General features: G+C 60.7%; 25 protein-coding genes. 1 reads left to right on the forward strand and 24 read right to left on the reverse strand.

All coding sequences use genetic code 11. The features are described from left to right. Window position 1: 1 nt before the first annotated feature. The 11 genes from ACODR6_RS24715 to ACODR6_RS24765 form a co-directional block, all read right to left on the reverse strand. Complete coding sequence (locus ACODR6_RS24715) at window positions 2-1,327, reverse strand: flagellar hook protein FlgE (protein ID WP_199626188.1); 1,326 nt, start codon at window positions 1,325-1,327, stop codon at window positions 2-4. 126 nt (window positions 1,328-1,453) lie between these two features. After that, window positions 1,454-2,125, reverse strand: coding sequence for a transcriptional activator Rem (rem, locus tag ACODR6_RS24720; protein WP_112713268.1), 672 nt, complete (start codon window positions 2,123-2,125; stop codon window positions 1,454-1,456). A 281-nt stretch (window positions 2,126-2,406) separates the two neighbouring features. Beyond that, window positions 2,407-2,991, reverse strand: coding sequence for a transglycosylase SLT domain-containing protein (locus ACODR6_RS24725; protein WP_489024966.1), 585 nt, complete (start codon window positions 2,989-2,991; stop codon window positions 2,407-2,409). Further along, window positions 2,912-4,321, reverse strand: a complete 1,410-nt coding sequence (gene fliK / locus ACODR6_RS24730) for a flagellar hook-length control protein FliK (protein WP_489025087.1) — start codon at window positions 4,319-4,321, stop codon at window positions 2,912-2,914. The genes ACODR6_RS24725 and fliK overlap by 80 nt, the downstream gene beginning before the upstream one ends. A 1-nt stretch (window position 4,322) precedes the next feature. Further along, window positions 4,323-5,636 carry a chemotaxis protein MotC gene (motC, locus tag ACODR6_RS24735; RefSeq protein WP_112713272.1) on the reverse strand — a complete coding sequence of 438 codons (1,314 nt, stop codon included), beginning with the start codon at window positions 5,634-5,636 and terminating at the stop codon, window positions 4,323-4,325. A 3-nt stretch (window positions 5,637-5,639) separates the two neighbouring features. Further along, a complete protein-coding gene (locus ACODR6_RS24740) occupies window positions 5,640-6,938 on the reverse strand; it encodes a MotB family protein (protein WP_130279052.1) in 1,299 nt (432 codons plus the stop codon). Further along, the gene (locus ACODR6_RS24745; RefSeq protein ID WP_489024968.1) at window positions 6,935-7,573 is read right to left on the reverse strand and encodes a hypothetical protein; all 639 of its coding nucleotides are present in this window, start codon (window positions 7,571-7,573) and stop codon (window positions 6,935-6,937) included. Before ACODR6_RS24745 ends, ACODR6_RS24740 begins: the two co-directional genes overlap by 4 nt. Before the next feature lie 167 nt (window positions 7,574-7,740). Further along, on the reverse strand, window positions 7,741-8,688 hold the full coding sequence (locus tag ACODR6_RS24750; RefSeq protein WP_489024970.1) for a flagellin N-terminal helical domain-containing protein: 948 nt from the start codon (window positions 8,686-8,688) through the stop codon (window positions 7,741-7,743). A gap of 300 nt (window positions 8,689-8,988) precedes the next feature. Then, a complete protein-coding gene (locus ACODR6_RS24755) occupies window positions 8,989-9,894 on the reverse strand; it encodes a flagellin N-terminal helical domain-containing protein (protein WP_112713280.1) in 906 nt (301 codons plus the stop codon). Between the two features lie 246 nt (window positions 9,895-10,140). Next, window positions 10,141-11,040 (reverse strand): flagellin N-terminal helical domain-containing protein, encoded by a 900-nt coding sequence (locus ACODR6_RS24760; RefSeq protein ID WP_203429579.1) that lies wholly within the window; start codon window positions 11,038-11,040, stop codon window positions 10,141-10,143. Between the two features lie 269 nt (window positions 11,041-11,309). Next, entirely contained in the window at window positions 11,310-12,206 is an 897-nt protein-coding gene (locus ACODR6_RS24765) for a flagellin N-terminal helical domain-containing protein (protein WP_112713284.1), read from the reverse strand. Between the two features lie 392 nt (window positions 12,207-12,598). Between ACODR6_RS24765 and ACODR6_RS24770 the strand changes: the two genes are divergently transcribed. Then, complete coding sequence (locus ACODR6_RS24770) at window positions 12,599-14,515, forward strand: O-linked N-acetylglucosamine transferase, SPINDLY family protein (RefSeq protein ID WP_489024972.1); 1,917 nt, start codon at window positions 12,599-12,601, stop codon at window positions 14,513-14,515. A gap of 106 nt (window positions 14,516-14,621) precedes the next feature. Here the strand turns inward: ACODR6_RS24770 and fliP are convergent, their stop codons facing one another. The 13 genes from fliP to flgF all read right to left on the reverse strand — a co-directional run bounded on the left by fliP (window position 14,622) and on the right by flgF (window position 23,579). Then, window positions 14,622-15,359 (reverse strand): flagellar type III secretion system pore protein FliP, encoded by a 738-nt coding sequence (fliP, locus tag ACODR6_RS24775; RefSeq protein WP_112713288.1) that lies wholly within the window; start codon window positions 15,357-15,359, stop codon window positions 14,622-14,624. Then, window positions 15,356-15,874 (reverse strand): flagellar basal body-associated FliL family protein, encoded by a 519-nt coding sequence (locus tag ACODR6_RS24780; protein ID WP_112713290.1) that lies wholly within the window; start codon window positions 15,872-15,874, stop codon window positions 15,356-15,358. The genes fliP and ACODR6_RS24780 overlap by 4 nt, the downstream gene beginning before the upstream one ends. 12 nt (window positions 15,875-15,886) lie before the next feature. Beyond that, window positions 15,887-16,603, reverse strand: a complete 717-nt coding sequence (flgH, locus tag ACODR6_RS24785) for a flagellar basal body L-ring protein FlgH (RefSeq protein WP_112713292.1) — start codon at window positions 16,601-16,603, stop codon at window positions 15,887-15,889. Next, entirely contained in the window at window positions 16,600-17,142 is a 543-nt protein-coding gene (locus ACODR6_RS24790; RefSeq protein WP_112713294.1) for a MotE family protein, read from the reverse strand. The genes flgH and ACODR6_RS24790 overlap by 4 nt, the downstream gene beginning before the upstream one ends. After that, window positions 17,139-18,263: a flagellar basal body P-ring protein FlgI gene (locus ACODR6_RS24795; RefSeq protein WP_112713296.1), complete on the reverse strand. Its 1,125-nt coding sequence runs from the start codon at window positions 18,261-18,263 to the stop codon at window positions 17,139-17,141. Before ACODR6_RS24795 ends, ACODR6_RS24790 begins: the two co-directional genes overlap by 4 nt. After that, entirely contained in the window at window positions 18,260-18,742 is a 483-nt protein-coding gene (gene flgA / locus ACODR6_RS24800) for a flagellar basal body P-ring formation chaperone FlgA (RefSeq protein WP_112713298.1), read from the reverse strand. The genes ACODR6_RS24795 and flgA overlap by 4 nt, the downstream gene beginning before the upstream one ends. 18 nt (window positions 18,743-18,760) lie before the next feature. Beyond that, on the reverse strand, window positions 18,761-19,549 hold the full coding sequence (gene flgG, locus ACODR6_RS24805) for a flagellar basal-body rod protein FlgG (RefSeq protein WP_199626184.1): 789 nt from the start codon (window positions 19,547-19,549) through the stop codon (window positions 18,761-18,763). A gap of 18 nt (window positions 19,550-19,567) precedes the next feature. Continuing rightward, window positions 19,568-19,900, reverse strand: a complete 333-nt coding sequence (fliE, locus tag ACODR6_RS24810; protein WP_112713302.1) for a flagellar hook-basal body complex protein FliE — start codon at window positions 19,898-19,900, stop codon at window positions 19,568-19,570. Then, window positions 19,900-20,316, reverse strand: coding sequence for a flagellar basal body rod protein FlgC (gene flgC, locus ACODR6_RS24815; protein ID WP_112713304.1), 417 nt, complete (start codon window positions 20,314-20,316; stop codon window positions 19,900-19,902). Before flgC ends, fliE begins: the two co-directional genes overlap by 1 nt. A gap of 4 nt (window positions 20,317-20,320) precedes the next feature. After that, window positions 20,321-20,713, reverse strand: coding sequence for a flagellar basal body rod protein FlgB (flgB, locus tag ACODR6_RS24820; protein ID WP_489024977.1), 393 nt, complete (start codon window positions 20,711-20,713; stop codon window positions 20,321-20,323). A 165-nt stretch (window positions 20,714-20,878) separates the two neighbouring features. Next, window positions 20,879-21,430 (reverse strand): flagellar protein, encoded by a 552-nt coding sequence (locus ACODR6_RS24825; protein WP_112713308.1) that lies wholly within the window; start codon window positions 21,428-21,430, stop codon window positions 20,879-20,881. A gap of 2 nt (window positions 21,431-21,432) precedes the next feature. After that, window positions 21,433-22,827 (reverse strand): flagellar protein export ATPase FliI, encoded by a 1,395-nt coding sequence (fliI, locus tag ACODR6_RS24830; protein ID WP_199626182.1) that lies wholly within the window; start codon window positions 22,825-22,827, stop codon window positions 21,433-21,435. 17 nt (window positions 22,828-22,844) lie between these two features. Further along, window positions 22,845-23,579 (reverse strand): flagellar basal-body rod protein FlgF, encoded by a 735-nt coding sequence (gene flgF / locus ACODR6_RS24835; protein WP_112714354.1) that lies wholly within the window; start codon window positions 23,577-23,579, stop codon window positions 22,845-22,847. Between the last annotated feature and the right edge of the window lie 225 nt (window positions 23,580-23,804).

Here is a 23,804-nt window from a genome sequence, read left to right on the forward strand (position 1 = left end):
ATTATCGCTTGAGGTTGACGAGGACGTCCATGATGTCCGAACCCGTCTGGAAGACCTTGGAATTGGCGGTGTAGCTGCGCTGAGATTCGATCATCTCGGTCAGCTCACCTGCGAGGTCGACGTTCGAGCCTTCGAGTGCGCCGGCCTGGATGGAGCCGAAACCGTTGGTCTGCGGGTAGCCGGTGACCGTAACGCCCGATCGGCCATTTGCCTGATAGACGTTGCCGCTGAGAAGCGTCAGCTCGTCCGGGCTGGCAACAGTCGCCAGAGGAATGCGGAAGACCGGCTTCGGATCGCCTTCCTTGTAGTTGGCGTAAACCGTGCCATCCTTGTCGATGGTGACGCCGGTAACTTCGCTGGCCGGCTGACCGTTCGGCGAACCCGTACCGCTGTTGGCAGAGGCCTTCTGCGTGTACTTCGAAAGATCGAGATCGATGCTGAGATCGCTCGTCGTATCTGCAATGGTGACGTTTCCGGTAATCGAACCGGCGTCCGCGTCGGCCGGGTCGGTAATCAGATTGCCGCTCTTGTCGAAGACCATCGTGCCGCTGGCAACCGGAGTAGCCGGGGTATACGGGAACGAGCTCGTGCCCGACGTTGCCGCCGCGTCCTTGCGGTAGATCGCCACGTCCCATTCACCGGACGTCGTCGCAGTGGCTGCGGCTGACTTCGTGAAGTAGAAATCGTACTGAACCTTGCCACCAAGCTTGTCGAAGACAACCATCGACGTCTTGTAGGTGTTGGGCGTACCGGCCGCGCTGACGCCCGGGTCGACGTTTGCGCTCGGCAAGTCGGCAGCCGGCACAACGGGCATGTCGGAGTTCAAGTTGCCGGAGAAGGTGGCGCTCGTCGATTCGATCGCGGTCAGGCCGGACTGGTTGACGTTGACGGGAACGAGGCCATCGAAGCCGTTGACGACGACTGCCGGCGGGCCTGCCGTGTAGGGGTAGCCCATCAGCGTGAAGCCGGCGGCGTTGACCAGGTTGCCGTTCTTGTCCTTGGTGAAATCGCCGGCGCGGGTCAGAACCGAGGTTCCGTCCGGGCTCTGGACGATGAAGAAGCCATCGCCCGAAATGGCGAGGTCGGTGCCCGAGGTCGTGTAGGAGAGATCACCCTGGGAAGTCACGGACTGGCGGACGGACGTCTGAACACCACCGGAGTTGTAGTTGCCGGCCGAGGACGGCAGGACGAGCGACGAAAATGCCGTCGATACCGACTTGTAGCCCGTGGTGTTTGCGTTCGCGATGTTGTCGGCGACGGTGCTCAGGCGGTTTGCCTGGGCATTCATGCCGGACACTGCCGTCTTCATGCTGCCAAAAATGCTCATCTGAAAACCTCGTTTTCCTTGATAGCTTGGAGAGTATTTGGCGGGCCTTGCGTGAAGCTGTCTGGTGGCGAGCGGACCGTTCGAAATGTTGAACGGGCGCCCGCGCAGCAGGGCCCAGCACTGAAATCAGTTCCAGTCGATGCAGTAGCCAAGGAAGCGCTTCGAATCGACCGGGTCGAAACCGAGCTTCTTGCGCAGCTTCTTGCGCAGCTTGGAGATATGGCTTTCGACGACGTTCTCTTCGACTTCCTCGTCGAAGATGCCGTAGATGGCGTTGAAGATCTGGGTCTTCGTGACGCGGCGTCCACGGTTGGCAATCAAATATTCGAGGATGCGGCGCTCGCGGCGCGGCAGCGCGAAAACTTCGCCGTGAATCTCGGGATCGCGGCCGTCCGAGAAGACGCGGATGGCGCCGATATCGGTGTGGCTTGCAATCGCTTTCAGGCGGCGGCGGATGGCCGCAGCGCGAGCGAGGATTTCACGGGGGTGGACCGGCTTGCGGACCACGTCGTCGACACCGCAATCAAAAAGTGCAAGCGTCGTTTCGAGCGAGGGCTGATCGCTGACCGCGATGACAGGCGCCTGGGAGCGATCGCGGATTGCCCGCGGCAGCTCGAAGGTCTGCTGGCCCTGGCCGATCAGGAATGCTTCAACAGCAGCGATATCCGAGTCCGCCGCCGTCTGCACCCATTCGCCAAATTCGTTTGGATCAAAGCCTGTCGAAGGAATGCCTTCCCGGCCAAATAGAGATGTATATCCATCCTTAACGAGCTCGCGCTCATCAACCACGACGATCATTCGTCCGCCTCCGAATCAGTGTGGCACTTCGATGATCTATGGGTACGAATCGTACGAATCTGGAACAAGGTGTTGGAAGTTAATGGCAGGAATTAATAGTTGCTTAACCTTTGCGTCCCGATTTGCTCTACATATAGTAGGTCACCGGACTTATGCACACAAAAATTTCGTGGAAAAGTTAACAGCTGGTAAATTAGGTCTTGCGTGGCCAGATTCTGGCGGATTCCTGCCACATTTCGACACGATTCCGCTTTGTTCTCTTTTTGCCATCTTTGATTGCATCAATTCTGACAGAAGTTACTCGCATTAGGAGTCCACTTGCCGTAGCCGGTGGCGACCAGATTGGCGATCACCCGGCAGACATACTGCTTCTGCGCGGGGTCGTTGTTGGGTCCTGCATGGTATCTCGCTACCGCCATCGTCCAGGTTTCGTGACGGTCGTGGAGGTTGCGCAGGAACTTCGCCGCATATTCCACATTGGTGTGCGGGTCAAACATCTCCTCGGCGGAGCGGAAGTTCTCGCCATGAAAGTAATGGTTGATCTGCATGCAGCCGACGTCGATCAGTTTCGCGCCCGCGCGGGTCGCCGTATCGAACTGGCGCATGGCATCTGCTTCGGAGGGTGGAAAGACCGCCTTTCCCTCGATATTGAGCGCGAAGGGATACAACGATCCCTTGCGTCCCGTCTCCGTCAAACCGACCGAGTAGAGGATGCCTTCGGGGATGCCGTACTTGGCAGCGGCCGACTGGATTTCCTTCTCGCAGGCACCGTTGGAGGCGGCTGCCTCAGAGGTAAACGCCGCCAGAACCGCTGCTGCGATCGGAGCCAGAAGCAGCGCCTTCCACGCCGGTCTCAGCTGCGCCATCAAAGCCTCCATTCCCTCGCTGTGCGGTCTGCGACTGGCGCTCACGCGCCTCCCCGCCCTGTCCCTGCTGCAGGTATTGCTGGCCGGACTGGCCCTGTGCGTTCGCCTGCGCGCTGGTGTCGGTCTTTTCGACCGGCGCCATGCTGATGGTGACGTTGTCGACCGTGTAGCCCTGGCTGCGCAGCGATTCGAGGATCTTGCTGTGATCTTCCTTGAGCTGACGGTAGGCCGCGCCCGTCTCGACCTTCAGATCGACGTTGAGGGCATCGCCGGACAGGCGCATCGTCGCCGTGACGAGACCGAGATCGATCGGCGTCATCTGGATCTTCAGCGTATTGACGACCTTGCCGGTGCTCGTCCACTCGGCGGCGTTCGACAGCGCCGAGCCAGGCTGCATGGCCTGCGCCCATTCCTTGTCGCCGCTGATGGCAGCGGTGACCGAAGCGGAGTTCTGAGCGAGGCCGATATAGCGGCGCGATTCGAGCACGGTGACGTTCTCGATATCCGTCTTGGCCTTGGCGCCGGTCTCTCCGGCATTTTCGGTGCCGATATGAATATCCATCGATTCACCGCGGCCATCGGCGCGGCTCAAACGGAAGATCTTGCCATCGGCAGCCTCGGAGCCCTCAGCGCCGGGCACGGGAACCTCGGCAGCCTTCGGGCCGCTGATCGCCGCCAGCGCGTCCGTGGCATGCGTTTCCGCCTTGCCGGTTGCCTCGACCTTATCGTCCTTCTTGTCCTTGCCAGGCGCGGTGTCGTCCTTCGCCTTCACGGCGGTGCCCTGCATGACCGTGGTGATCACGGCAGGCTGCTGCGGGACGTCTTTCTTCAGGAGATCGAGCGCATCGCTTGCGGCATCCTCGGTCTCGCCCTTGGAAGACTTCTTGGTTTCTTCGCCCTTTGCCGGCTTGGCGCCCTTGGCCGCCTGCGGCAGGGTGTCTTCGTCGAGCTTGTCGGACTTGTCCTTGGTATTCTTTTCCTTCGGCAGCGCAGCGGCTTCCTGCAACTGTTCCTTCAGCGTCTTGCCGACCGAGACCGTTTCCGGCTTGGTTTCGGCCTGCTGCTTCAGCGAGGTGTCGCTGAGATCAATGATCGGCTTCGGATGCTGGCGCGACCGGGCGATGACGCTGGCATCGGCCTGGGTGTCAGCGGGCTGCGAGCCGTCAGCGGTCTGAGCGTCGTTGGCGCCCTGGCCGTTATCGCCGGCTTTCTGCAGGACGTCCGAAAAGCCGCCCTTGCCGCCATCATCGTCCTTGCCGACAGGGCGATTGGATTTCGCTGACGGCGCCTCAACCGGTGCCGTTCCCCCCGAAACGCTGATATCCATGATCTCAATTGCCCTCTTCGCCCAGCAGCTTGTCGATATCGTCAAGCTTGGACCGGTTCGCAGCCATAAAGGATTTGTAGGCAGGATCAGCATTCTGCTGGTCCTGGCTGCTGTCTGCCGGGAGCGCCGGTGCCGCTCCGTCGTCAACCGGTTCCGATGGGGGAGCGGTGGGCGATTGCGATTCGGCGTCCGTAGTAACAGCGGCCTGTTCTGAAGTATTCTCTTCATTAGAAGAAGTAGAATCGCTTGCTTGCGTCAAGCTTGCAGGGTCAGGCGCTTTCAATACTTGTTCTGCCACGGAGCGGGCAGCGGCCCGCAGCGCCTTGTCGCGATCCGAGAGATCGCCATCGGCGACCTTGCCGATATGCTGGGCCGCCGAATCGACGTCCGGCGTCGAGACCGAGGCCATATTGCCATAGAAGCTCGCCAGCGCGCCGAGCGGATCGGTTTCGCCGCCCGACAGGGCCTGGGCGTGTTCCGCGGCCGTCTTGGAGAGCTCGACCTTGCCGGCAATGCCTGCCGCGCGCGCGATGCGGAGATAGACTTCGCGCTGACGCGCATCATCCATGAAACTCAGGATGCTGACGACGTCCTCGGTCTTCACGTCATGCTCATGATCGACGATCAGCTTGACGAAGAGATCGGCGAACTGGCTGGCATAGGGGGAGTGCAGGAAGCGGCGAACATAGCGCTGCGAATAGGCCATGCCCTTGTCGACAAGCCCGGCCTCGACGCTGATCGCCACGGAGCGGCGCAGCGCCGCTTCCTCGACGATGGTGCCGGGCGCCGACAGGCGCGCTTGATCGTAGAGCTTCAGCGCCTCGAGCGGGCTGCGGGCAACCATGACGTTGCCGCCGACCAGCGAGAGATAGGGGCCGATCTTCTTGTCGCGATATTCGTTTGCGGTCTCGACAAGCGTCTTGGCGACGAGCAGGCCCTTGCCGCTCAGATACTTGCGCAGCACATCGGTGACGCGATTGTCGAAATAGCCGTTGACGTCGCGGGAGACGAGATATTCGAGCGTGGCGGGGTTACCGCCGCTCATCGCATAGACAAGCGCCGCATCGACGTTGCGATCGTCATCAAAGACGGCTGGATCGACGGTGCGTAGGCGCTGATCGATCGTGCCCAGCATGAAGCGCTGCATTTCCGCGGCGGAGTGATCGCCTGAGACAACGGAATCCTGCACGAACTGCAGCGAGCGCAGCATCTTGTAAGGCGCCAGATCTTCCTGCTCGTCGGCGCGCGCGGCCGCGGGCGCTGCAAGCGCCAGCCCGAGTGCGATCGACAGAAGACGATGGTGCTTGCGGCGCGCCATGGCTTACCCCTGATCCCCCTGGACGAGGATTTCGATACGGCGGTTTGCGGCATTGAGCGGATCATCGGGCAGCTTCAGCTTGCGATCGGCAAAGCCGGAGACCTGCGAGACACGCCCCTCTCCGAGACCGCCGCGAACCAGCATGTAGTAGGCAGCCTGGGCGCGGTCCATGGACAGGCGCCAGTTCTCGTTATCGGCGCCCTTGTACTGGCGCGCGTCGGTATGGCCGCGGATGACGACCGCACCCTGGCGGGCCTTCAGCACTTCGCCGATCTTCTCCATCGCCAGAACCATTTCCTTGCGGGGAACGGCCGAGCCGACATTGAACATGGAGTCGTTCGCCTGGTCCGACAGACTGACCAGCAACCCGCCTTCCGCCGGAACGACGGTGAGACCCTCGGCAAGCTTGCCGGCGACGCCGGTGATTTGCTTGGCGATCTCCTGCTTCAGTTCGTCGGCCTTCTTCTCTTCCTCGGCCTGCTTGACCGGATCGGACTTTTCTTCTTCGGTCTTTGCGGCATCGTCAGGCTTCTGATCGTCCGCCTTGCCGTCTGCGGTCTTGTCGTGCTGCTTGTCGGCCGGCTTTGCGTGCTGGTCGGCAGGCTTGACGTCCGCGGTGTCGGTGTCCGGCTTCTCGGCTTCGAGCTTTGCCAGCTCGGTCGCGTCAGGCTGTTCCTTGGCGTCCTTGGTCGCCGGCGTCTTGCCAGGATTGTCGGCGCGCGTCACCTCGACCTGCTTCGTCCAGAAATCCGGATCGAAGGGATCGCGATAGGCTTGACCGCCGTCGGCGCCGGTCGCGGGGCCGGAATCGGCTGCACCGCCCTCGCCCTTGGCACTGACATTGGCCTGCTGCCCGACTTCCTGGGCGATCTCGGCCAGAACGGAGTATGGGTTCTCGAAGAAGTCGGCTTCGGAATAGTTGGTCTGGTCGCCAGAGGTCGATGTCTGGTCGTCGCCGCTTGCAGCCGATGCGCCCTGCGTCTGCTGCTCTTCCTTCTGCTTGGACTTGTCCTTAGTCTCCTCGCCGTCAGCCGTATCGACAGGCTTCTTCAGGCCCTTTTCGGTCGGCTTTTCATCGGCGAGCTTGATCGGATTGAAGTAGGTCGCGACCGAGGCCTTGGTTTCCTCGTTGGCGGCATTGACCAGCCACATGACGAGAAAGAAGGCCATCAGTGCCGTCATGAAGTCGGCATAGGCAATCTTCCAGGCGCCACCATGGGCGCCATCGTGGTCGCCACCGCCATGTTTCTTGACGATGATGACTTCGTTCTTGCCGTGGTGGTGATTTTCGCTCTCGCTCATTCCAGAACTTTCTTCAGGCTGGCCGACCAGGCCGAGATGCGCGTCACGAGAACGGAACCATCAACCTCAACTGCAAGATCCACGTCATCCGTTTCGAGATGACGCAGCAGACCGGGCTTTTCGCCGAGTGCCTTTTCCAGCAGGGCAAAGAGTTTCGCCGGTCCCTTGACGACAACAGGGCCGGCAGCGCCATCCAGGATCGCCTCGCGCAACAGGGCAGCGAGACTTTTGACGGCATCCTCGGCGACTGCCTCAGTCACGACAGGCGCAACGGCCTTGACGGCTGCGGCGCTGACGAGATCGGCGACATCGAATGCGATATTGGAAAGACGTGCGGCAATCAGCGCCGCCAGCTCTTCCTCATACTTGGCCTTCAACTCCTCGAATTCACGCTGGTGAATGAGTTCGAGGGTCTGCATTTCGACGGCATGCTTTTCGCTGAGCTCCGCCGTCGCGGCCGCATGGCCCTCGGCATAGGCGCTGCGCTTCTCGGCTTCCAGATCGACAACCGGCTCTTCGGCGATATCGGCGAAGCCGCCGAAGGTGTCGTCGGCAAAGTCCATCGGCTCCGGGGCCGGGGCGACGGGCTTGATGTCACTGAAATCCTTGAGATAGCGGGAAAGCATCGCGCTCATCGTGTCGACCCGTTATCTGCGAAAAGATGCGGCATGCCTGCGCCCCGTTCAAACCAACTCCGACGGCCGCCCAAAACCTGATGCGCCATCCTTGCCTGAAACCTAGAAAGCCAAACTTGCGCGAGGATGAATGGCGGGCGCAAACGCCCGCCATCTGGACGGGAATGCTACTCGAGAAGGATCAGGATGTTGCCTGCCGACGTGTTGAGGATGTTCATCGCTTCGGTGGCAACGTTGAGCTGCGTCCCGATCGCCGTCTGGCGCGTGGAGGCTTCGTCCATGTCGGTGTCGACGAGCGCACCAACCGTGGTGTCCAGCGAATCCATCATCTTGCTGATGTAATCGGAGCGGGCGTCGATCTGGTTCTGCATGATGCCGAGACCGGATGCCGTCGTGTTCAGGCTCGAGAGGATCTTCTCGACCGCGGACTGCATGTCGGCAAGGTCCTGGCTCGATGTGCTGTCCGAAAGCGCAATCTCGGTGCCGGCGGCCGGCGTGCTGGAATTGGCGTTGAGCAGGTAAAACTGGCTACCGGTGCCATTGCCGGGATCGATCGCCTTCGTCAGCAGGCCCTTCGACGCGTCGCGGGAATCGATCATCACCAGGTTCGACGACGGAATGCTGATGTTCTCGGGGTAGAACTGGCCGTTCGGACCGCGCGTATAGCCACCGATCACCGAGCGAGTGTCGGGCATGGCGGAGCTGTTGTTATAGAGCCAGTTTTCGCCGGAGAAGCTGGTGCCGGTGACGGCGGACTGAAGCTGGCCCTTCAGCTGCTGAAGCGTCGTGTTCAGCTTGTCGCGATCGTTTGCCGGGTCGGCAGCCGAGACGAGCGTCGACTTGATGTTGGTGACGAGGTCGATCAGCGAGTTCATCGACGTGTAGGTCGTATCGACCTTGGCGGCACCGAGGCCAAGAGCGTCGTCGATGGTCTTCAGCGAATTGCCGTCGGTGCGCAGCGTCTGGGCGTAGGACCAGTAGGTGGCGTCATCGGCCGCGGACTGGATGCGCAGCTCGGACGAGATCTGCTGCTGGATCTTGTCGTTATCCTTGCCGAGGCCGCGCATAACGTTCAGTGCGGTGAGCGCAGCAGGGTCCTGAATGGAATAAGCCATCTGTCGATCTCTTGTATGAATGGAAAGGGACAGACCGGAAACCGGTAGCGACAGATTATGGCCTCATGCCCCCGGCAATCGGCCGGTGCGTCGCTGTAAAACAAATCAACTCGCCGGTGAAATTAACCCGAACTTAAGCATGCTTTCAAGGCTTGGAGCGGTCCGGCGGGCGGAAACTTCACGATCACTGTAACAAATTGTTTTCAAACGAGAAATCGCGCCTCTTGAGCGCGATTTCGAGATCTTTTCTGCCGGTTGAAAATCGCGACGCAAGATTCGATCCAGCTTCAATTTTCCGGCTTAGCGCTGGAAGAGCGTGAGAACGTTCTGTGCGCTCGAATTTGCGATCGACAGCGACTGGATGGCAAGCTGCTGCTGTGTCTGCAACGCCGTCAGTTTGGACGATTCTTCTTCCATGTTCGCGTCGACGAGACGGCCAACACCGGAGTCGATCGAGTCGCTCAATGACGAGACAAAATTCTCCTGCAGCTGAATTCGCGTCGAGATCGAGCCGAGCTGCGAGGCAGCCTTTGTCATCGATTCCAGACCCTGCTCGACAACGTTCAATGCGAGGGTGATATCGCCGTCCGACATGTTTGAGATGTCGAGCGAGAAGATCGACCCGACGGTGCCGTTGGTCGAGCCGATGATACCGGTGGAGGTATCGATCGCGCCATTGCTGGTGCCGAACAGGACGTTGCCGTTAGAGGCCGAATTGAGGACGTATTCGGTGGTCGTAACCGAGGTCTCGCCGTTGCCGTCGCGAACGAAGGAAGAGACGACGCTCTTCGTTTCGTTGCCTGCGACCCAGTTTTCGCCGGAGAAGGATGCCGATTGGGCAATGCTGAGGAGCTGCGACTGCAGCTGCTTCACTTCTTCCTGGATCTTGGTGCGATCGACGCCCTTTTCGGTTGCGGCGACGATCTTGGCCTTGATTTCGGTGACGACGTCGATGGCGTTGTCCATCGCAGAATAGGCGGTGTCTACCTTTGCGGCGCCAAGACCCAGTGCGTCGGAGACTGCGGACAGGGCCTTGTTGTCGGAGCGCATGGTGGTCGCAATCGACCAGTAGGCTGCGTTATCTGCAGCCTTGGAGACACGGTAACCCGAGGAAACATGGTTCTGTGTCGTTTCAAGATTATTATTAATGCTACGAAGTGTCTGAAGTGCAGCCATGGCTGCGACGTTCGTCAAAATGCTCGTCATGAAAAATGTGCCCCTTATTGGCAAAAACGTCGAGAAGGGACATTCCGGCCTACCGGGAACGGGAAGCAGCGCTCATGCCTGTTAACCTGCGATTAATCTCGGTTAACTCACCGTTACGTTGAGCGCAGAAGACGGCAAAATGGTTAACAAATCGTTAACGCCAACGACAAAAAGCCGCACCTGTTAAGGCGCGGCTTCTTTTCAGTGCCCGCCGGACTAAGCCGGCGGGTATGTTTTCTGGACTTATTAGCCGCGGAAGAGCGACAGGATGTTCTGCGAAGAGGAGTTGGCGATCGAGAGCGACTGGATCGCGAGCTGCTGCTGCGTCTGCAGAGCGGTCAGCTTGGAGGACTCTTCTTCCATGTCGGCGTCAACGAGGCGGCCAACACCCGAGTCGATTGCGTCGCTGAGCGACGAAACGAAGTTGGACTGCATGTCGATGCGCGAGGAGATCGAACCGAACTTCGAACCGAGCGAAGTCATGTCCTTCAGAGCGGTTTCAACGTCGGTCAGCAGGTTGTCGATGTCGCCCTTGGTCGTGGAAGCGCCGATCGTGAACGAGGTGATCGAGAAGCCCGACGAAGCGCCGGTCGTGCCGAGAATACCACCCGTACCAGCCGTTGCGTCGGTGTAGAGCAGGTCGGTTTCGGCAGCCGTGTATTCGGTCGTGGTGACCGAAACGCCGCCGGAGCTGCTGCGGACGAAGGACGAGACAACGCTCATCGTTTCGCCGGCGGTGTTGGCAACCCAGTTTTCGCCGTTGAACGAAGCGGAAGAAGCAATGCTCTTCAGCTGAGCCTGGAGCTGGGTGATTTCGTCCTGAACCTTGGACTTGTCAACGCCGTCTTCAGTTGCAGCAACCAGCTTCGACTTGATTTCGGAAACGACGTCGATCGAGCTTTCAACGGCGGTGTAAGCCGTGTCGACCTTGGCAGCGCCCATGCCGAGAGCGTCAGAAACAGCGCCGAGGGCCTTGTTGTCCGACTTCATCGTCGTGGCAATCGACCAGTAAGCTGCGTTGTCGGCAGCCTTGCCAACGCGCAGGCCCGACGAAACGTGGTTCTGGGTGTCGGACAGGTTCTGGTTGACGTTGCGCAGCGTCTGCAGTGCGGACATTGCGGAATTGTTGGTAAGAATGCTGGTCATTTTAAATGTGCCCCTAATTGGCTACGTGATGAAGGGCATTCCGGTCTCACCGGGAACGGCGCTCAGCGTCATGCCTGCCGATCGTCTGTTGATCGACCGCCGTTTCGATGTCCCTAGGAAACAGCATCATAGTTAAAACAACCTAAACACGACCAAAAAAAATCGTTAAAAATCGGTAACTTATGCCATTTTAGCATTAAGGGCTTGTTAACGAAAAATGGCCGGTGAAACACCGGCCATTTCCATTTTTGCGATGCGCTGTTCCGGTCTTAGCGGAAGAGCGACAGAATGTTCTGCGAAGAGGAGTTAGCGATCGAGAGCGACTGGATCGCGAGCTGCTGCTGCGTCTGCAGCGCGGTCAGCTTGGAGGACTCTTCTTCCATGTCCGCGTCAACGAGGCGGCCAACACCCGATTCGATCGAGTCGCTGAGCGACGAGACGAAGTTCGACTGCATGTCGATGCGCGAGGAGATCGAGCCGAACTTGGAGCCGAGCGAGGTCATGCTCTTCAGTGCGGTTTCAACGTCCGAAAGCAGGTTGTCGATGCCGCCCTTGGTCGTGGAGGAGTCGATCGTGAACTCGGTGATCGACTTGCCCGACGAAGCGCCAGCCGTGCCGAGGATACCGCCGGTGCCGGCAGTTGCGTCGGTGTAGAGCAGGTCGGTATCGGCAGCCGTGTATTCCGAAGTCGTGACCGAAACGGCACCCGAGCTGCTGCGGACGAAGGACGAGACAACGCTCATCGTTTCGCCGGCGGTGTTGGCAACCCAGTTTTCGCCGTTGAACGAAGCGGAAGAAGCAATGCTCTTCAGCTGAGCCTGGAGCTGGGTGATTTCGTCCTGAACCTTGGACTTGTCAACGCCGTCTTCAGTTGCAGCAACCAGCTTCGACTTGATTTCGGAAACGACGTCGATCGAGCTTTCAACGGCGGTGTAAGCCGTGTCGACCTTGGCAGCGCCCATGCCGAGAGCGTCAGAAACAGCGCCGAGGGCCTTGTTGTCCGACTTCATCGTCGTGGCGATAGACCAGTAAGCAGCGTTGTCGGAAGCCTTGCCAACGCGCAGGCCCGACGAAACGTGGCTCTGCGTGGAGGAGAGGTTCTGGTTGACGTTACGCAGCGTCTGGAGAGCTGCCATTGCGGAAGTGTTGGTGTTAATGCTTGTCATAATCTGTCCCCTAGAAAACTAGATACAAAAAGGAGGACATTACCGGACTGCTATTACCGGCGATGACGGACCTGCTTCATGCAACTCGGCGCCTTCTTTTTTGGCCCCAAACCCGTCATGTCCAGGGCAATCTCGCAGCCAATACTTGCCAACTTCTTAAAAGTGGCAGGGGGCGCCAACCCCCCGCAGTCTATAGTTAAACAATCCGGAACAGGGGGTCGGAGACAGTTAAATTCCGCCCGTTCCAAAGCAATACACCGGCTTCGTGCAAGCTTCGGATGCAAATGTGCCATGGCCAGAAACAGCACAGCTCGCCTCGTCCAGACGCGGCGGCTCGCTGCGTGCGGCAGCATCGATGTTTTGATCAGCGCATTTCCTAACGGAGTTCGGTTTTGAACAGCAAAGTCTCGTTTTCGGTGGCGTCCCGAGAATTTCAGGCAGGCCGCTATACGCAGTCCCTCGCAACACTGAACCAGCTGATTGACACCCAGAAGGATGCGAAGACCTACGCCCTGCTCGCAAAGAACCTGCTGCAGCTCGGCTTCAAGTCCGACGCGGCGAAGTCCTACGGGCTTGCGGCCAAGGCCGGCGGTGCGAACGCCTACGAATATTACAAGCTTGCCGCGCGCCTGCACTACGATTGCGGCGAACACGATGAAGCGCTGGTCATCTGCATGCGCAACTTCGAGAAGGCGCAGAAGGATCCCGACCTGGCATTCATCCTGGTCTCGGTCTTCTATGCGCGCCAGCAGCGCGATCTGATCCAGCCGCTGAAGAACGTGCTGTCCAAGAGCAGCAACCGCGAACATCTCCAGGCCGCCGCGACGCTGGTCTCCAACGATCTCAGCGACCCGTCCAACGAGCAGCTCGCCCGCAACATCTTCAAGCGCTTCCCGAAGGATTTCTCGGCGCGCTTCCTGTATCTGATCTTCCTGCGCGAATTCAACGACTACGAGGAAAGCCTCAGGCACCAGAAGGTCGTCGACGACGCGGTCCTCGACGGCCGGCCGGAAGTGCTGCGCAAGGACCATCCTTTCTATCACCTGCACTGGTGCGGCAACGAAGATCTCAACCGCCTGCCGATGGTCGGCGTGCCGAAGCTCGATCCCGACAAGGTCGCGGCGCGCCGGGCGCAGCCGCATGCATGGTCGGACAAGATCCGCATCGGCTACATGTCCGCCGACTTCTGGGACAACCACGCAACGATGAAGCTGATGCAGCGGGTTCTCGAACTCCACGATCGCGACAAGTTCGAGATCGTGCTGTTCGACCACAGCGGCCCCTATGCCCTGCTGAACAACAAGACCGATCGCAGCAAGTGGGGCACGATCGTCGACATCCACGGCGTCTCCGACCAGGAAGTGCTGCGCCTGGTGCGCGCGCACAATATCGACATCATGGTCGACCTGAAGGGTCATACCGCGGATAGCCGCGCCAACAGCTTCAACATCCCGCTGGCGCCCGTGCACGTCGCATGGCTCGGCTTCCCGGGCAGCACGCTCGGGATCGACCTCGACTACGTCATCGGCGACCAGTTCGTCCTGCCTGACGTCGCCAAGCCGTTCTACCACGAGAAGTTCTGCCGCATGCCGGAGAGCTACCAGCCGAACGACCCGTCGAACCGTCCGCAGCCGAAGCCGGTGACGCGCGAGCAGTACGGCCTGGCAGACGATGCCTTCGTATTCGCCTCGTTCAACGGTAACCGCAAGATCACGCCGGAAGCCATTGCGAGCTGGACGCGGATCCTGAAGCGGGCGCCGAACAGCGTCCTGTGGCTGATGAGCAATTCTCCGCGCAACGAGGAGAACCTGCGCAAGGCGTTCCGGGCATCCGGTATCGCGGCGAACAGGATCATCTTCTGCGCCCGTACCGGCTACCAGGAGCATATCGACCGTATCCAGGCCGCCGATCTCGGTATCGACACCTTCCCGGTCAACGGCCACACGACCACATCGGAACAGCTGTGGGGCGGCCTGCCGGTTCTGACGATGAAGGGCACTAACTTCGCCTCGCGCGTCAGCGAGAGCCTGCTGAACGCCATCGGCCTGCCGGAGCTGGTCGGCAAGGATCTGCAGGATTACGAGGATATGGCTGTCGAGCTCGCCAACAATCGCGAGAAGGTCACGGCCTACAAGGCGCATCTCGCCGAGCAGCGCTATATCGCTCCGCTCTTCGACGCCGAGCGCTTCTGCAAGCATCTCGAGCAGGCCTTCGTGACGATGGCCGACCGCGCCAAGCGCGGCGAGGCTCCTGACCACTTCGACGTCCCTGCCCTGCCGGCCCGCACGCAGCCGTTCTGGACCGCATAAGGTTCGAGACACCGACAAACACAAAACCCGCCGGAGAGATCCAGGCGGGTTTTTTGTTGTCTGCTGTGGCGGCCGAAGACCCGGACCGAGGAAGACTGCCGTGGTTTTAGCTGAAAGAGCGAACCAGGCTGCCGACCAGGAGGTTCCAGCCGTCGATGAGCACGAAGAAGAGAATCTTGAAGGGCAGCGAGATCGACGTCGGCGGCAGCATCATCATACCCATGGCCATGGTGATGGTGGCGACGATCAGGTCGATGACGAGGAACGGCAGAACCACGAGGAAGCCGATTTCGAAGCCGCGGCGGATTTCCGAGATCATGAAGGCCGGGATCAGCACGCGGTAATCGATCTGGGCGCCGGTCTGGACGTTCTGGCCACGCTCACGCGCAAGATCGACGAAGAGCGCCAGATCCTTGTCGCGGGTATTGGCGGCCATGAAGGTGCGGAACGGCTCGGCGATGCGCTGGATGGCTTCCTGCTCCTGGATCTGGTTGGAAAGCAGCGGCTGCACCCCATCCTGCCAGGCTTTGTCGAAGGTCGGCGTCATGACGTAGAAGGTCATAAACAGCGAAAGCGACAACAGGATCATATTGGATGGCGTCGAGGAGAGGCCGAGGCCGGTGCGCAGGATCGAGAAGGCGATGATGAAGCGCGGAAAGCTCGTCACCATGATCAGGATGCCCGGCGCGACCGAAAGAACGGTCAGAAGGCCGAATGTACGGATGATCCAGGCCGCGACCGAACCATCGACAGGGATATTCAACAGATTTGTCGGCAGCTGCTGAGCCACCGCCAATTCCGGTACCGCCATCATGGCGGCCAAGAAAATTATAAATCGAATCATTCGACGACAAAGGTCCTGAACATGACCTTGGATACGCGCCCCTGAGAGCGCAGGTCAACACGTTCCTGGATGTCATCCCGTAGATATTGGAAGCCGCGCGGACCTTCGATCTGCTGCAGCGAGACAGTGCGGATGTAAGCCATTATATCCTGATGGATATCCTCCGCGACCTTCACGTCGGGGGGGCCATTGAAGAGAAGTGCGACCTCTAGCCTCACCCAGTTTTCGGAGGGATAAGCGAGATTCGAGGTGATCGGCTCGAGCTGGACGACGTTGTTGGCCTCGGTCGAGATATGCGGAAGGCCGGTTTCGCCCTCCTTCTTCTCGCCTCCGGCCGCCTTCGGGTCGGCCGGCTTTTCGGCCTGCTCGGCGCTCTTGACGTTCGGGGCGAGCATCGAGCCGACAGCCCAGCCACCGCCGGCGCCGAGAAGGGTCAATACCGCGACGCCGACGATCGTCATCATCGCTCCGGATTTCTTCTTCGGTTTGGCTTCGCCTGTTTCTTCGTCTGCCATGGTTTCCTGGCCTTAGAGCGGTGAGAAGAGATCGACGGCCTGCTGGCCGCGCGGCGGCTGCTGCACTTCCATCAGGCGGCCGCGGCCACCGTAGGAGATGCGGGCTTCGGCGATCTTTTCATACGAGATCTGGTTTTCGGCGTTGACGTCCTGCGGTCGAACGATACCGGCGACGTTCAGGATACGGATTTCCTGGTTGACGCGGACTTCCTGCGAGCCGCTGATGACCAGGTTGCCGTTTTCCAGGATGCCGGTGACCACCGCGGCGACGAGCAGCGTCAGCTTTTCGGAGCGGTCGATCTTGCCCTTGCCGTCGGTGCTCGTGTCAGAGCCGTAGGTCAGGTCGGTCTTGGACTTCGGGTTCCAGCCGAGGATATTGGCTTGGACGTCCCAGTTCATGCCGCTGGAATTGGTGCGGCTGCGGCTGGTATCGTTCTCGAACGACGCTTTGTCGTTGATCTGGATGTTGACCGTCAGGATATCGCCGACGTTCAGAGCGCGGGCATCCTTGAAGAGCGCGGCCTGGCTATCGCTCCAGAGCGAATAGCCCTGTGCGACCTGGCGCGGCTGCTTCGGATAAAGCGCCATCTGCGGCGTCTGGCCATAGGCCAGGCCGCTGCCGATCGGGCTCATGGCGGGCGCCCTGCCGATCTCTCTCACGGACTGCGGCGACTGGCAGCCGGCGAGAAGGGCAACGGCGGCGATGGCAGCCGGGAAACGCTTATTCATGAGGGATCCTTCGACGTATTGGGATCGGATGCACTTGCAATGATGTTGGCGATGACGGCTGCCTTTTCAGGATCCATCTCGGCCAAGATCAGGCTCGACTGACGCGCACCGAGCCGCATGATCACGGCCGCCGCGATCCCGGTATTGGCCTTCTCAAGCTGCAGCGCCGCCGCGTCCGGCTTCATGTTCTTGTAGATGTCGGTGAGGCCCGCTTCCGCCTGCTTTAGGAAATCGTTGCGGCGCTTCAGCCAATCCTGATACTCGGCCTTGCGCTTGTCCATCTCGGCCATGCGGGTATCGATATCGGCGCGGAGCTTTTCCAGATCCTGCTTCTGCAGCAGATAGCGCTGGTCGCGGGCGGGATCGGCAATGTTGGTGCAGAACTGCTTGATCTCGTCCTCGGAGGTGATGTCGCCCTCAGGCTTCGGCGCTTCCTGGGCAAAGGCGCCCGGGATCGTCAGCAGCATGACGGCGGCGGCCGGCAATGCCAGGCGCCGCACGAGTTCCGAGACGGTCATGTCCTTGTTGAGCTTGATCATTGCAGTACGAGCTCCGCCTGCAGAGCGCCTGCAGATTTGATGCCCTGGAGGATGGCGATGATGCCGTCAGGCTTGACGCCGATATTGTTCAGGCCGGCGACGAGCGTTCTGAGATCGGGCCCCTGCAATATCGCGACACGGCCGCCGGTTTTCTGCGCGGCGATATCCGTCTGCGGCTGGACCGCCGTCTGCCCCTTGGAGAAGGGCAATGGCTGGATGACCTGCGGCGTCTCGGTGACCTGCACGGTCAGCGTTCCGTAGCTGACGGCCACCGGCGAGACGCGGACATCCGCACCGATGACGATGGTGCCGGTGCGCTCGTTGACGACGACCTTGGCCGGCGTGTCGGTCTCGACGATGAGGTTTTCGATATCGGCCATCAGGCGCGTCAGATCGGCTTCGCGCGGCTTCTGGACGATGACTTCCTGGGCGTCCTTGGCTTCGGCAACCGGGCCGCCGAAACGAGAGGATGCATAGCCGTTGACGACGTCGGCGATGCGCACGGCCGTCGAGAAGTCGGGGTTGCGCAGCTGCAGCACTAGATTGACGGAATCCTTGAAGCGCGAGGGCAGCTCGCGCTCGATGATCGCGCCGCCGGGCACGCGGCCGGCGGTGGTCACACCTTCGGTCACGCTTGCGGCCGCACCCTGTGCCTGGAAGCCCGATACGACGACCGAGCCCTGGGCGACGGCGTAGATCTGGCCATCGGCGCCGGACAGCGAGGTCATGACCAGCGTACCGCCACGGAGCGACGTGGCATCGCCAAGCGAGCTGACATTGACGTCGATGCGGCTGCCGGGGCTGGCGAAAGGCGGCAGGTTGGCGGTGACCATGACGGCCGCCGTGTTCTTGGCGTTCGATTCACCGCCCTGCGTCGAGATGCCGAGATTCTGCAGCATGGCGCGCATCGACTGCTCGGTGAAGGGCGAGGCGCGGAAACCGTCACCACTTCCCTGCAGACCGACGATCAAACCGTAGCCGATCAGCTGGTTGTCGCGGCCGGCCTGCAGCGAGGCGATATCCTTGATGCGCGAGGCCATCTGCGCCGAGGCGGGCGTCACGCTTCCCATGCACATGGAAAGAGCCGCAAACGCGGCGATGATGCGAGAGACGATCTTCATTTTGCCGCCACGTGAATGGTGCCGTCAGCGAGGACTGTACCGCTGATGATGACGCCCGAATCCATGTTGCGGGCGCGGATGACCTGACCGGTCGAGCCGTCTTCCAGCGGCGAACCGGCCGCCGAGATGGTCATGTTACCGATGTTGAAGACCAGCCGGATCTGCGAGCCGCGCGTCACCGTATAGGGTTCGCGCAGCGCCGAGACGCTGATCGTGCGGCCTGGAAGCAGGGTGCGCTTCGAAATCATCCCCTGCACCTCGTCGATCGACTTTGCATAGCCGCCGGAGAGGTTCGGGTTGGTGACTTCGACTTCCTGGAGCTGGCCGGCAGCGATGGTTTCGCCGGGATAGATGATCGCGGTCGGAACGACTGCGTAACCCATGCTGGCGTTCGCCGCCGGGGTCACGAGGATCCCGGCATAAGCGATCGCAGCGAATGCCGTCAGAGCGACGGTATTTCTCGCCCGGCGAAACATCATGTTCGGCCCTTTCCTAGATTACTTCAGGTTCTTGCTGACGATGGAGGCCATTTCGTCGGCAGTGGTGATGACCTTCGAGTTCATTTCATAGGCGCGCTGGGCGGAAATCAGGTCGGTGATTTCCTTCACCGGATCGACGTTCGACGATTCCAGATAGCCCTGCTTCATGTAGCCATAGCCCTGCTCGTCGGGCGTGCCGACGACAGCTTCACCGGATGCCGGCGTCTGCTGGAACAGGTTGTCGCCGATCGGCTGGAGGCCGGCTTCGTTGACGAAGTCTGCGAGCGTCAGCTGGCCGAGCGTGGTCGGATCGGTCTGGCCGGCGAGAACGGCGGTCACTTCGCCAGAGCGGCTGATCGTCAACTGCGTCGAGCCGGTCGGGATGGTGACGCCGGGAACGACGGTATAGCCGTCGGCGGTGACCAGCTGGCCGGTCTCGTTCTTGTTGAAGGCGCCGGCGCGGGAATAGAGCGTCGTGCCGTCAGGCGCCTGGACCTGGAAGAAGCCGCGGCCGACGAGCGCGACGTCGAGGTCGTTGCCGGTCTGGCTGAGTTCGCCCTGGATGTGCAGGTTACGCACGGCAGAAGTCTGAACGCCGAGACCGATATTCGCGCCTTCCGGCACGATCGCCTGGTTGGCGCGGTTGGCAACGCCCTTGGCGCGCTCGGTCTGGTACAGAAGGTCGGTGAACTCGGCGCGGGCGCGCTTGAAACCGGTGGTGTTGATGTTCGCGATGTTGTTCGCGATGACTTCGAGGTTGGTCTGCTGGGCATCCATGCCCGTGGCCGCAATGGCAAGCGCTCTCATCGGTCCGTCCTTGTCCGGTTACATCTGCATCTTGGTGACGTCGAGGAAGGCCGAAACGACCTTGTCACGGATGGCAATTGCGGTTTGCAGCGTCTGTTCCGCCTGCAGCATCGAGTCGACGACTTCGCGGGTCGTCGCGGTGCCCTTGAGGCCGGCGAAGGACATGGATTCCGCGCCCTTTACCGAGTCTATGGCCTGGGTGGCCATGTTGCCCATAACGGAGGCGAAGCTCTGGTCTGCCTTTGCACTTTCGGCCGCCGAAGTGACCGAAGAGGAAGAATTCTCGCCAACGACGCTGCCGAGGCCGCGTGTGGAGGAAAGAGAACCGATGTTCTGTACGTTGCTGATCATTACTGGCTCTTCAGGAGGTCGATGGTGGAGGAGATCAAGTCGCGGGTCTGCTTGATGGTCTGCAGATTGGCGTCATAGGATCGGTTGGCTTCGCGCATGTCGGCCATTTCGACCAGCATGTTGACGTTCGGCAGCTTCACCACGCCGCGCTCATCCGCTGCCGGATTGCTGGGGTCGTATTCGGTGGTGAATTCCGATTCGTCGACGCCGAGCTTCTTGACGTTGACGGTGGTCAAGCCGGCTGCACGGTCAACCTGTTCGCCGAAGGTAACGGTCTTGCGGCGGTAGGGATCGGCACCGGGCGTGTCGCCGGTCGAACGGGCGTTCGCGATGTTTTCCGAGACAATGCGCAGGCGAGTCGATTGAGCCTCAAGCCCCGACCCAGCAATCTTCATGGCTGCTGATAAAGGATCCACGATTTTACTTCCTTACGGTCATCAACATCATTCGATTAAAGGAGCCGACCAGCGAGGTGTTCAGCTCGTATTGGCGTTTGATTTCGCCGGACTTGGAGAGTTCCTCGGCGAGACCGACGGTGTTGCCGGATTCCTGCACGCCGATCTCCTGATCGAGTGCGGCTTCCTTGACGTCGATGTCGCCGCTGGTGCTGAAGTCATTGCCGCTGAAATGCACAGGATTGGTGCGCGCCATGGCAACATCAGACTTGTCGAGAACCGATTGAAAGGGCGTGATGTCCTTCGCACGGTACTTCGGCGTGTTCGCGTTCGCGATGTTGCCGGCCACAACCTCCTGACGGATCGTCAGCCATTCCGCCTGCCGCGAGGCCAAGTCGAAAAGTTGAATCGGTTGCATGGGAACTCTCCGTTTTTACTGAGACGACCCTAGGGCGGTAATCTTGCGTCAGACTTACGGAGAATTCGGCTTTTGCGGCCTGTTGCCGATCAGGCGCAGCACAAACGGAAAGGCCCCGGAAAACCGGGGCCGTGAAGCATTCCATTCAGCTCGAGAGGCTGGCGTTTACTGGTAGATGTCGCCCTTGGAGGTGACGATCACCCATTTGCCGTCGCGCTGCTCGATCGTCGCCAGGCGGCTTTCGTCGGGAAGCACCGAACCGACGCGCACGACATACATGCCCGAGGGGTCTTCGATCAGCGCCCGGCCGTTTGCGACATGCAGGAGCTTGAAGCCGGAGCTCGCCGGGAATGGCTGGTCTTCCGGGACCAGGCCCTTGTCGATTTCCTTGCCGACGCTCGAGACCGTTGCTGTCGTCAGCGGATCGATCGGCGGTTCCGGCTTGTTCTTGACTTCGTTCTTGTTGACCATCGCCAGCGGCGACACGCTGAAGACATTGCGGGCCGGCCAGTCCGGCAGGTCGCGGGTGCGGTCGCCCTGGGCGATATTGAGGCTGAACTTGTCTTCGTTGAAGAAGACGTACCAGGGGAAGATCGCGGCAGCGCCGGCGAGCGCGAGACCGGTCACGGTCAGCACGCGGTCGAGCATCATCGACTTGCGCTTCTCATCGGATTTCAGCGGAGCAATGCGCTCGTCGTCGTCTTCAAACCCGGTCACGTCTAACCTCTTTTGGGTGCAGGCTGGTTGGGCGGGGCTGCCCCAGCCTTGAGCGCAGCCGCGAGATCAGCAAAGGCATCTGCCGACGCCGATTCGCCCGGCGACTGTTTCAAAACATCGTAAATAATTGGTACCTGCTTGACCGCCATGTCCAAATCCGGGTCAGCACCCGGGCGGTAACCGCCGATCAAGCGAAGGTCGCGCGTCTCTTCAAAACGGTGGATCAGCGACTTCAGGCGCGAGACCAGCTTCTCCTGATCCGGCGTCCAGGCCTTACGGGCGAGACGCGAGATCGAGGCCAGCGGATCGATCGGCGGATAGCGCCCCTCTTCCGCCAGGCTACGCTGCAGAACGAGGTGGCCGTCGAGAATACCGCGGGTGGAGTCGGCGATCGGGTCGTTGTGATTGTCGCCATCGACGAGGATCGAGATGATCGCGGTGATCGTGCCCGTGCCTTCGGGGCCGGGACCGGCGCGCTCCAGAAGACGCGGCAATTCGGTGAAGACCGAGGCCGGATAGCCGCGGGCGATCGGCGGCTCACCGGACGCCGTCGCGACCTCGCGGATGGCGTGGGCGAAGCGGGTGACGCTGTCGACGATCAGCAGGACGTTCTGGCCCTGGTCGCGGAAATATTCGGCGATCGTTACCGCCGTCAGCGGCGCCATCTTGCGCAGCATCGGGCTTTCATCGCTGGTGGCGACGACGGCGATCGACTTTTTCATGTTCTCACCGAGCGTATCCTCGATGAATTCGCGCACTTCACGACCGCGTTCGCCGACCAGCGCAATCACCACCTTGTCGAAGGCATCGGCCATGGCGAGCATCGACAAGAGCGTCGACTTACCGACGCCGGAGCCGGCGAAGATGCCGAGGCGCTGGCCGTGGCAGAGCGGCGAGAAGATATCGACGGCGCGAACGCCGGTCTTGAAGCCCTTGTCGACGCGGCGGCGCGTCATCGACGGCGGGGCGGTATTGGAGATCGAGCGGCGGTCGAGACCTTCGACAACCGGGCCGAGACCATCGATCGGCTCGCAGAGCGAGTTGATCGTGCGGCCGCACCAGCTTTCGGAGGGCGAAATGCGGAAGGCGCCCTTGCGGATAACCGTGTCGTGGATGCCGATCGGCTCGCCGGGCTCGATGGGGCAGACATAGGCGAGATCCGGCTCGACGCGAACGACTTCACCGAGATGAATGCCCGTCGCCGACTTGTGGGCGACGAATTCACCGAGGCGGACATGCCGGGAAAGGCCTGTCACGGTGTAGTGGCCCGCCGCGATCGTCTGCACATGGCCGCCATGGGCGACGGAGAATTCCGGCTTGCTGTAGCGCTCGACCAGCGATGCGAGGTGGCCAAGCTTCGGCGAAAGCGCGCCTTCGGTGAGCGGTGTCTGGCTCATGTCTCAGACCCTTCCGCTTAGCGGCTGCCGCCCAGCGTCTTGATCGCTTCGCCGAATGAGTTTTCGCTATCCGTCGTCAGCGAGGCGATGCTTTCGAAGGCGCGGTTGACTTCGATCAGCTGGGTAATTTCGCGCATGGCGTTGACGTTGGAGTTTTCGAGATAACCCTGCTCGACGCCGATATTGAAGCGGTCCGTGACGGTGCGCGGCGTTTCCGTGGTCATGACGCCGCTGTTTTCGTAGCGGAGATAGCCCTTGGAGATATCGGCTTCGAAGAGGCCGATGGAGCCGACCTGGCGGCCGCCCTGATAGATATTGCCGTCAGCGCCGACCTTCGGCTCGCCGCCTGCCGTGTTGAGAATGATCGGCGCGCCGCCGGCGTCGAGGACCGGATAACCGCGAACCGACACGAGCTCGCCCGTATCCTTCATCGTGAAGCGGCCGTCCTTTGTCAGCACCTGACCGGCCGGGGTATCGAGCGAGAACCAGGCGTCGCCCTTAATCGCGAAATCCAGCATGTTGCCGGTGTGCTGCAGTTCGCCCGTCTCGTTGGAGAGATAGTCGTTGCCCTGCGAAACGAAGGCGACCTTGGCGTTCAGCTTGTTGTCGGTATTGCTGAGGATCTGGTTGAACTTCACTTCCGTGCCGCGGAAGCCCGTCGTGTTCACGTTTGCCATGTTGTCCGCGATGGTCGTCAAACGCTTTTCAAGTGCCATCTGTGACGACAGAGAAACATAAAGACCGGACTGCATCGGGGTAAGCTCCTGGCATTGGCGATGAACGGGACGAAAGCCGGGTTCCTTGTCGTTCGACGACGGCTTCCGCTGAGGCGGCATCTCAGAAACGGGCGAGATTCGCCCATTCGTCATCTCCAATCTGACGGCAATTCCTTGTGCGAAGCTGGCACGCAGAAAACCGGTTTCTGCGGCCTGCCGTCAGCCTGACGCAAGCCAGCAACCCTATCCCTTCCGGTGAAA

The organism is Rhizobium sp. FG96, from assembly GCF_057808655.1.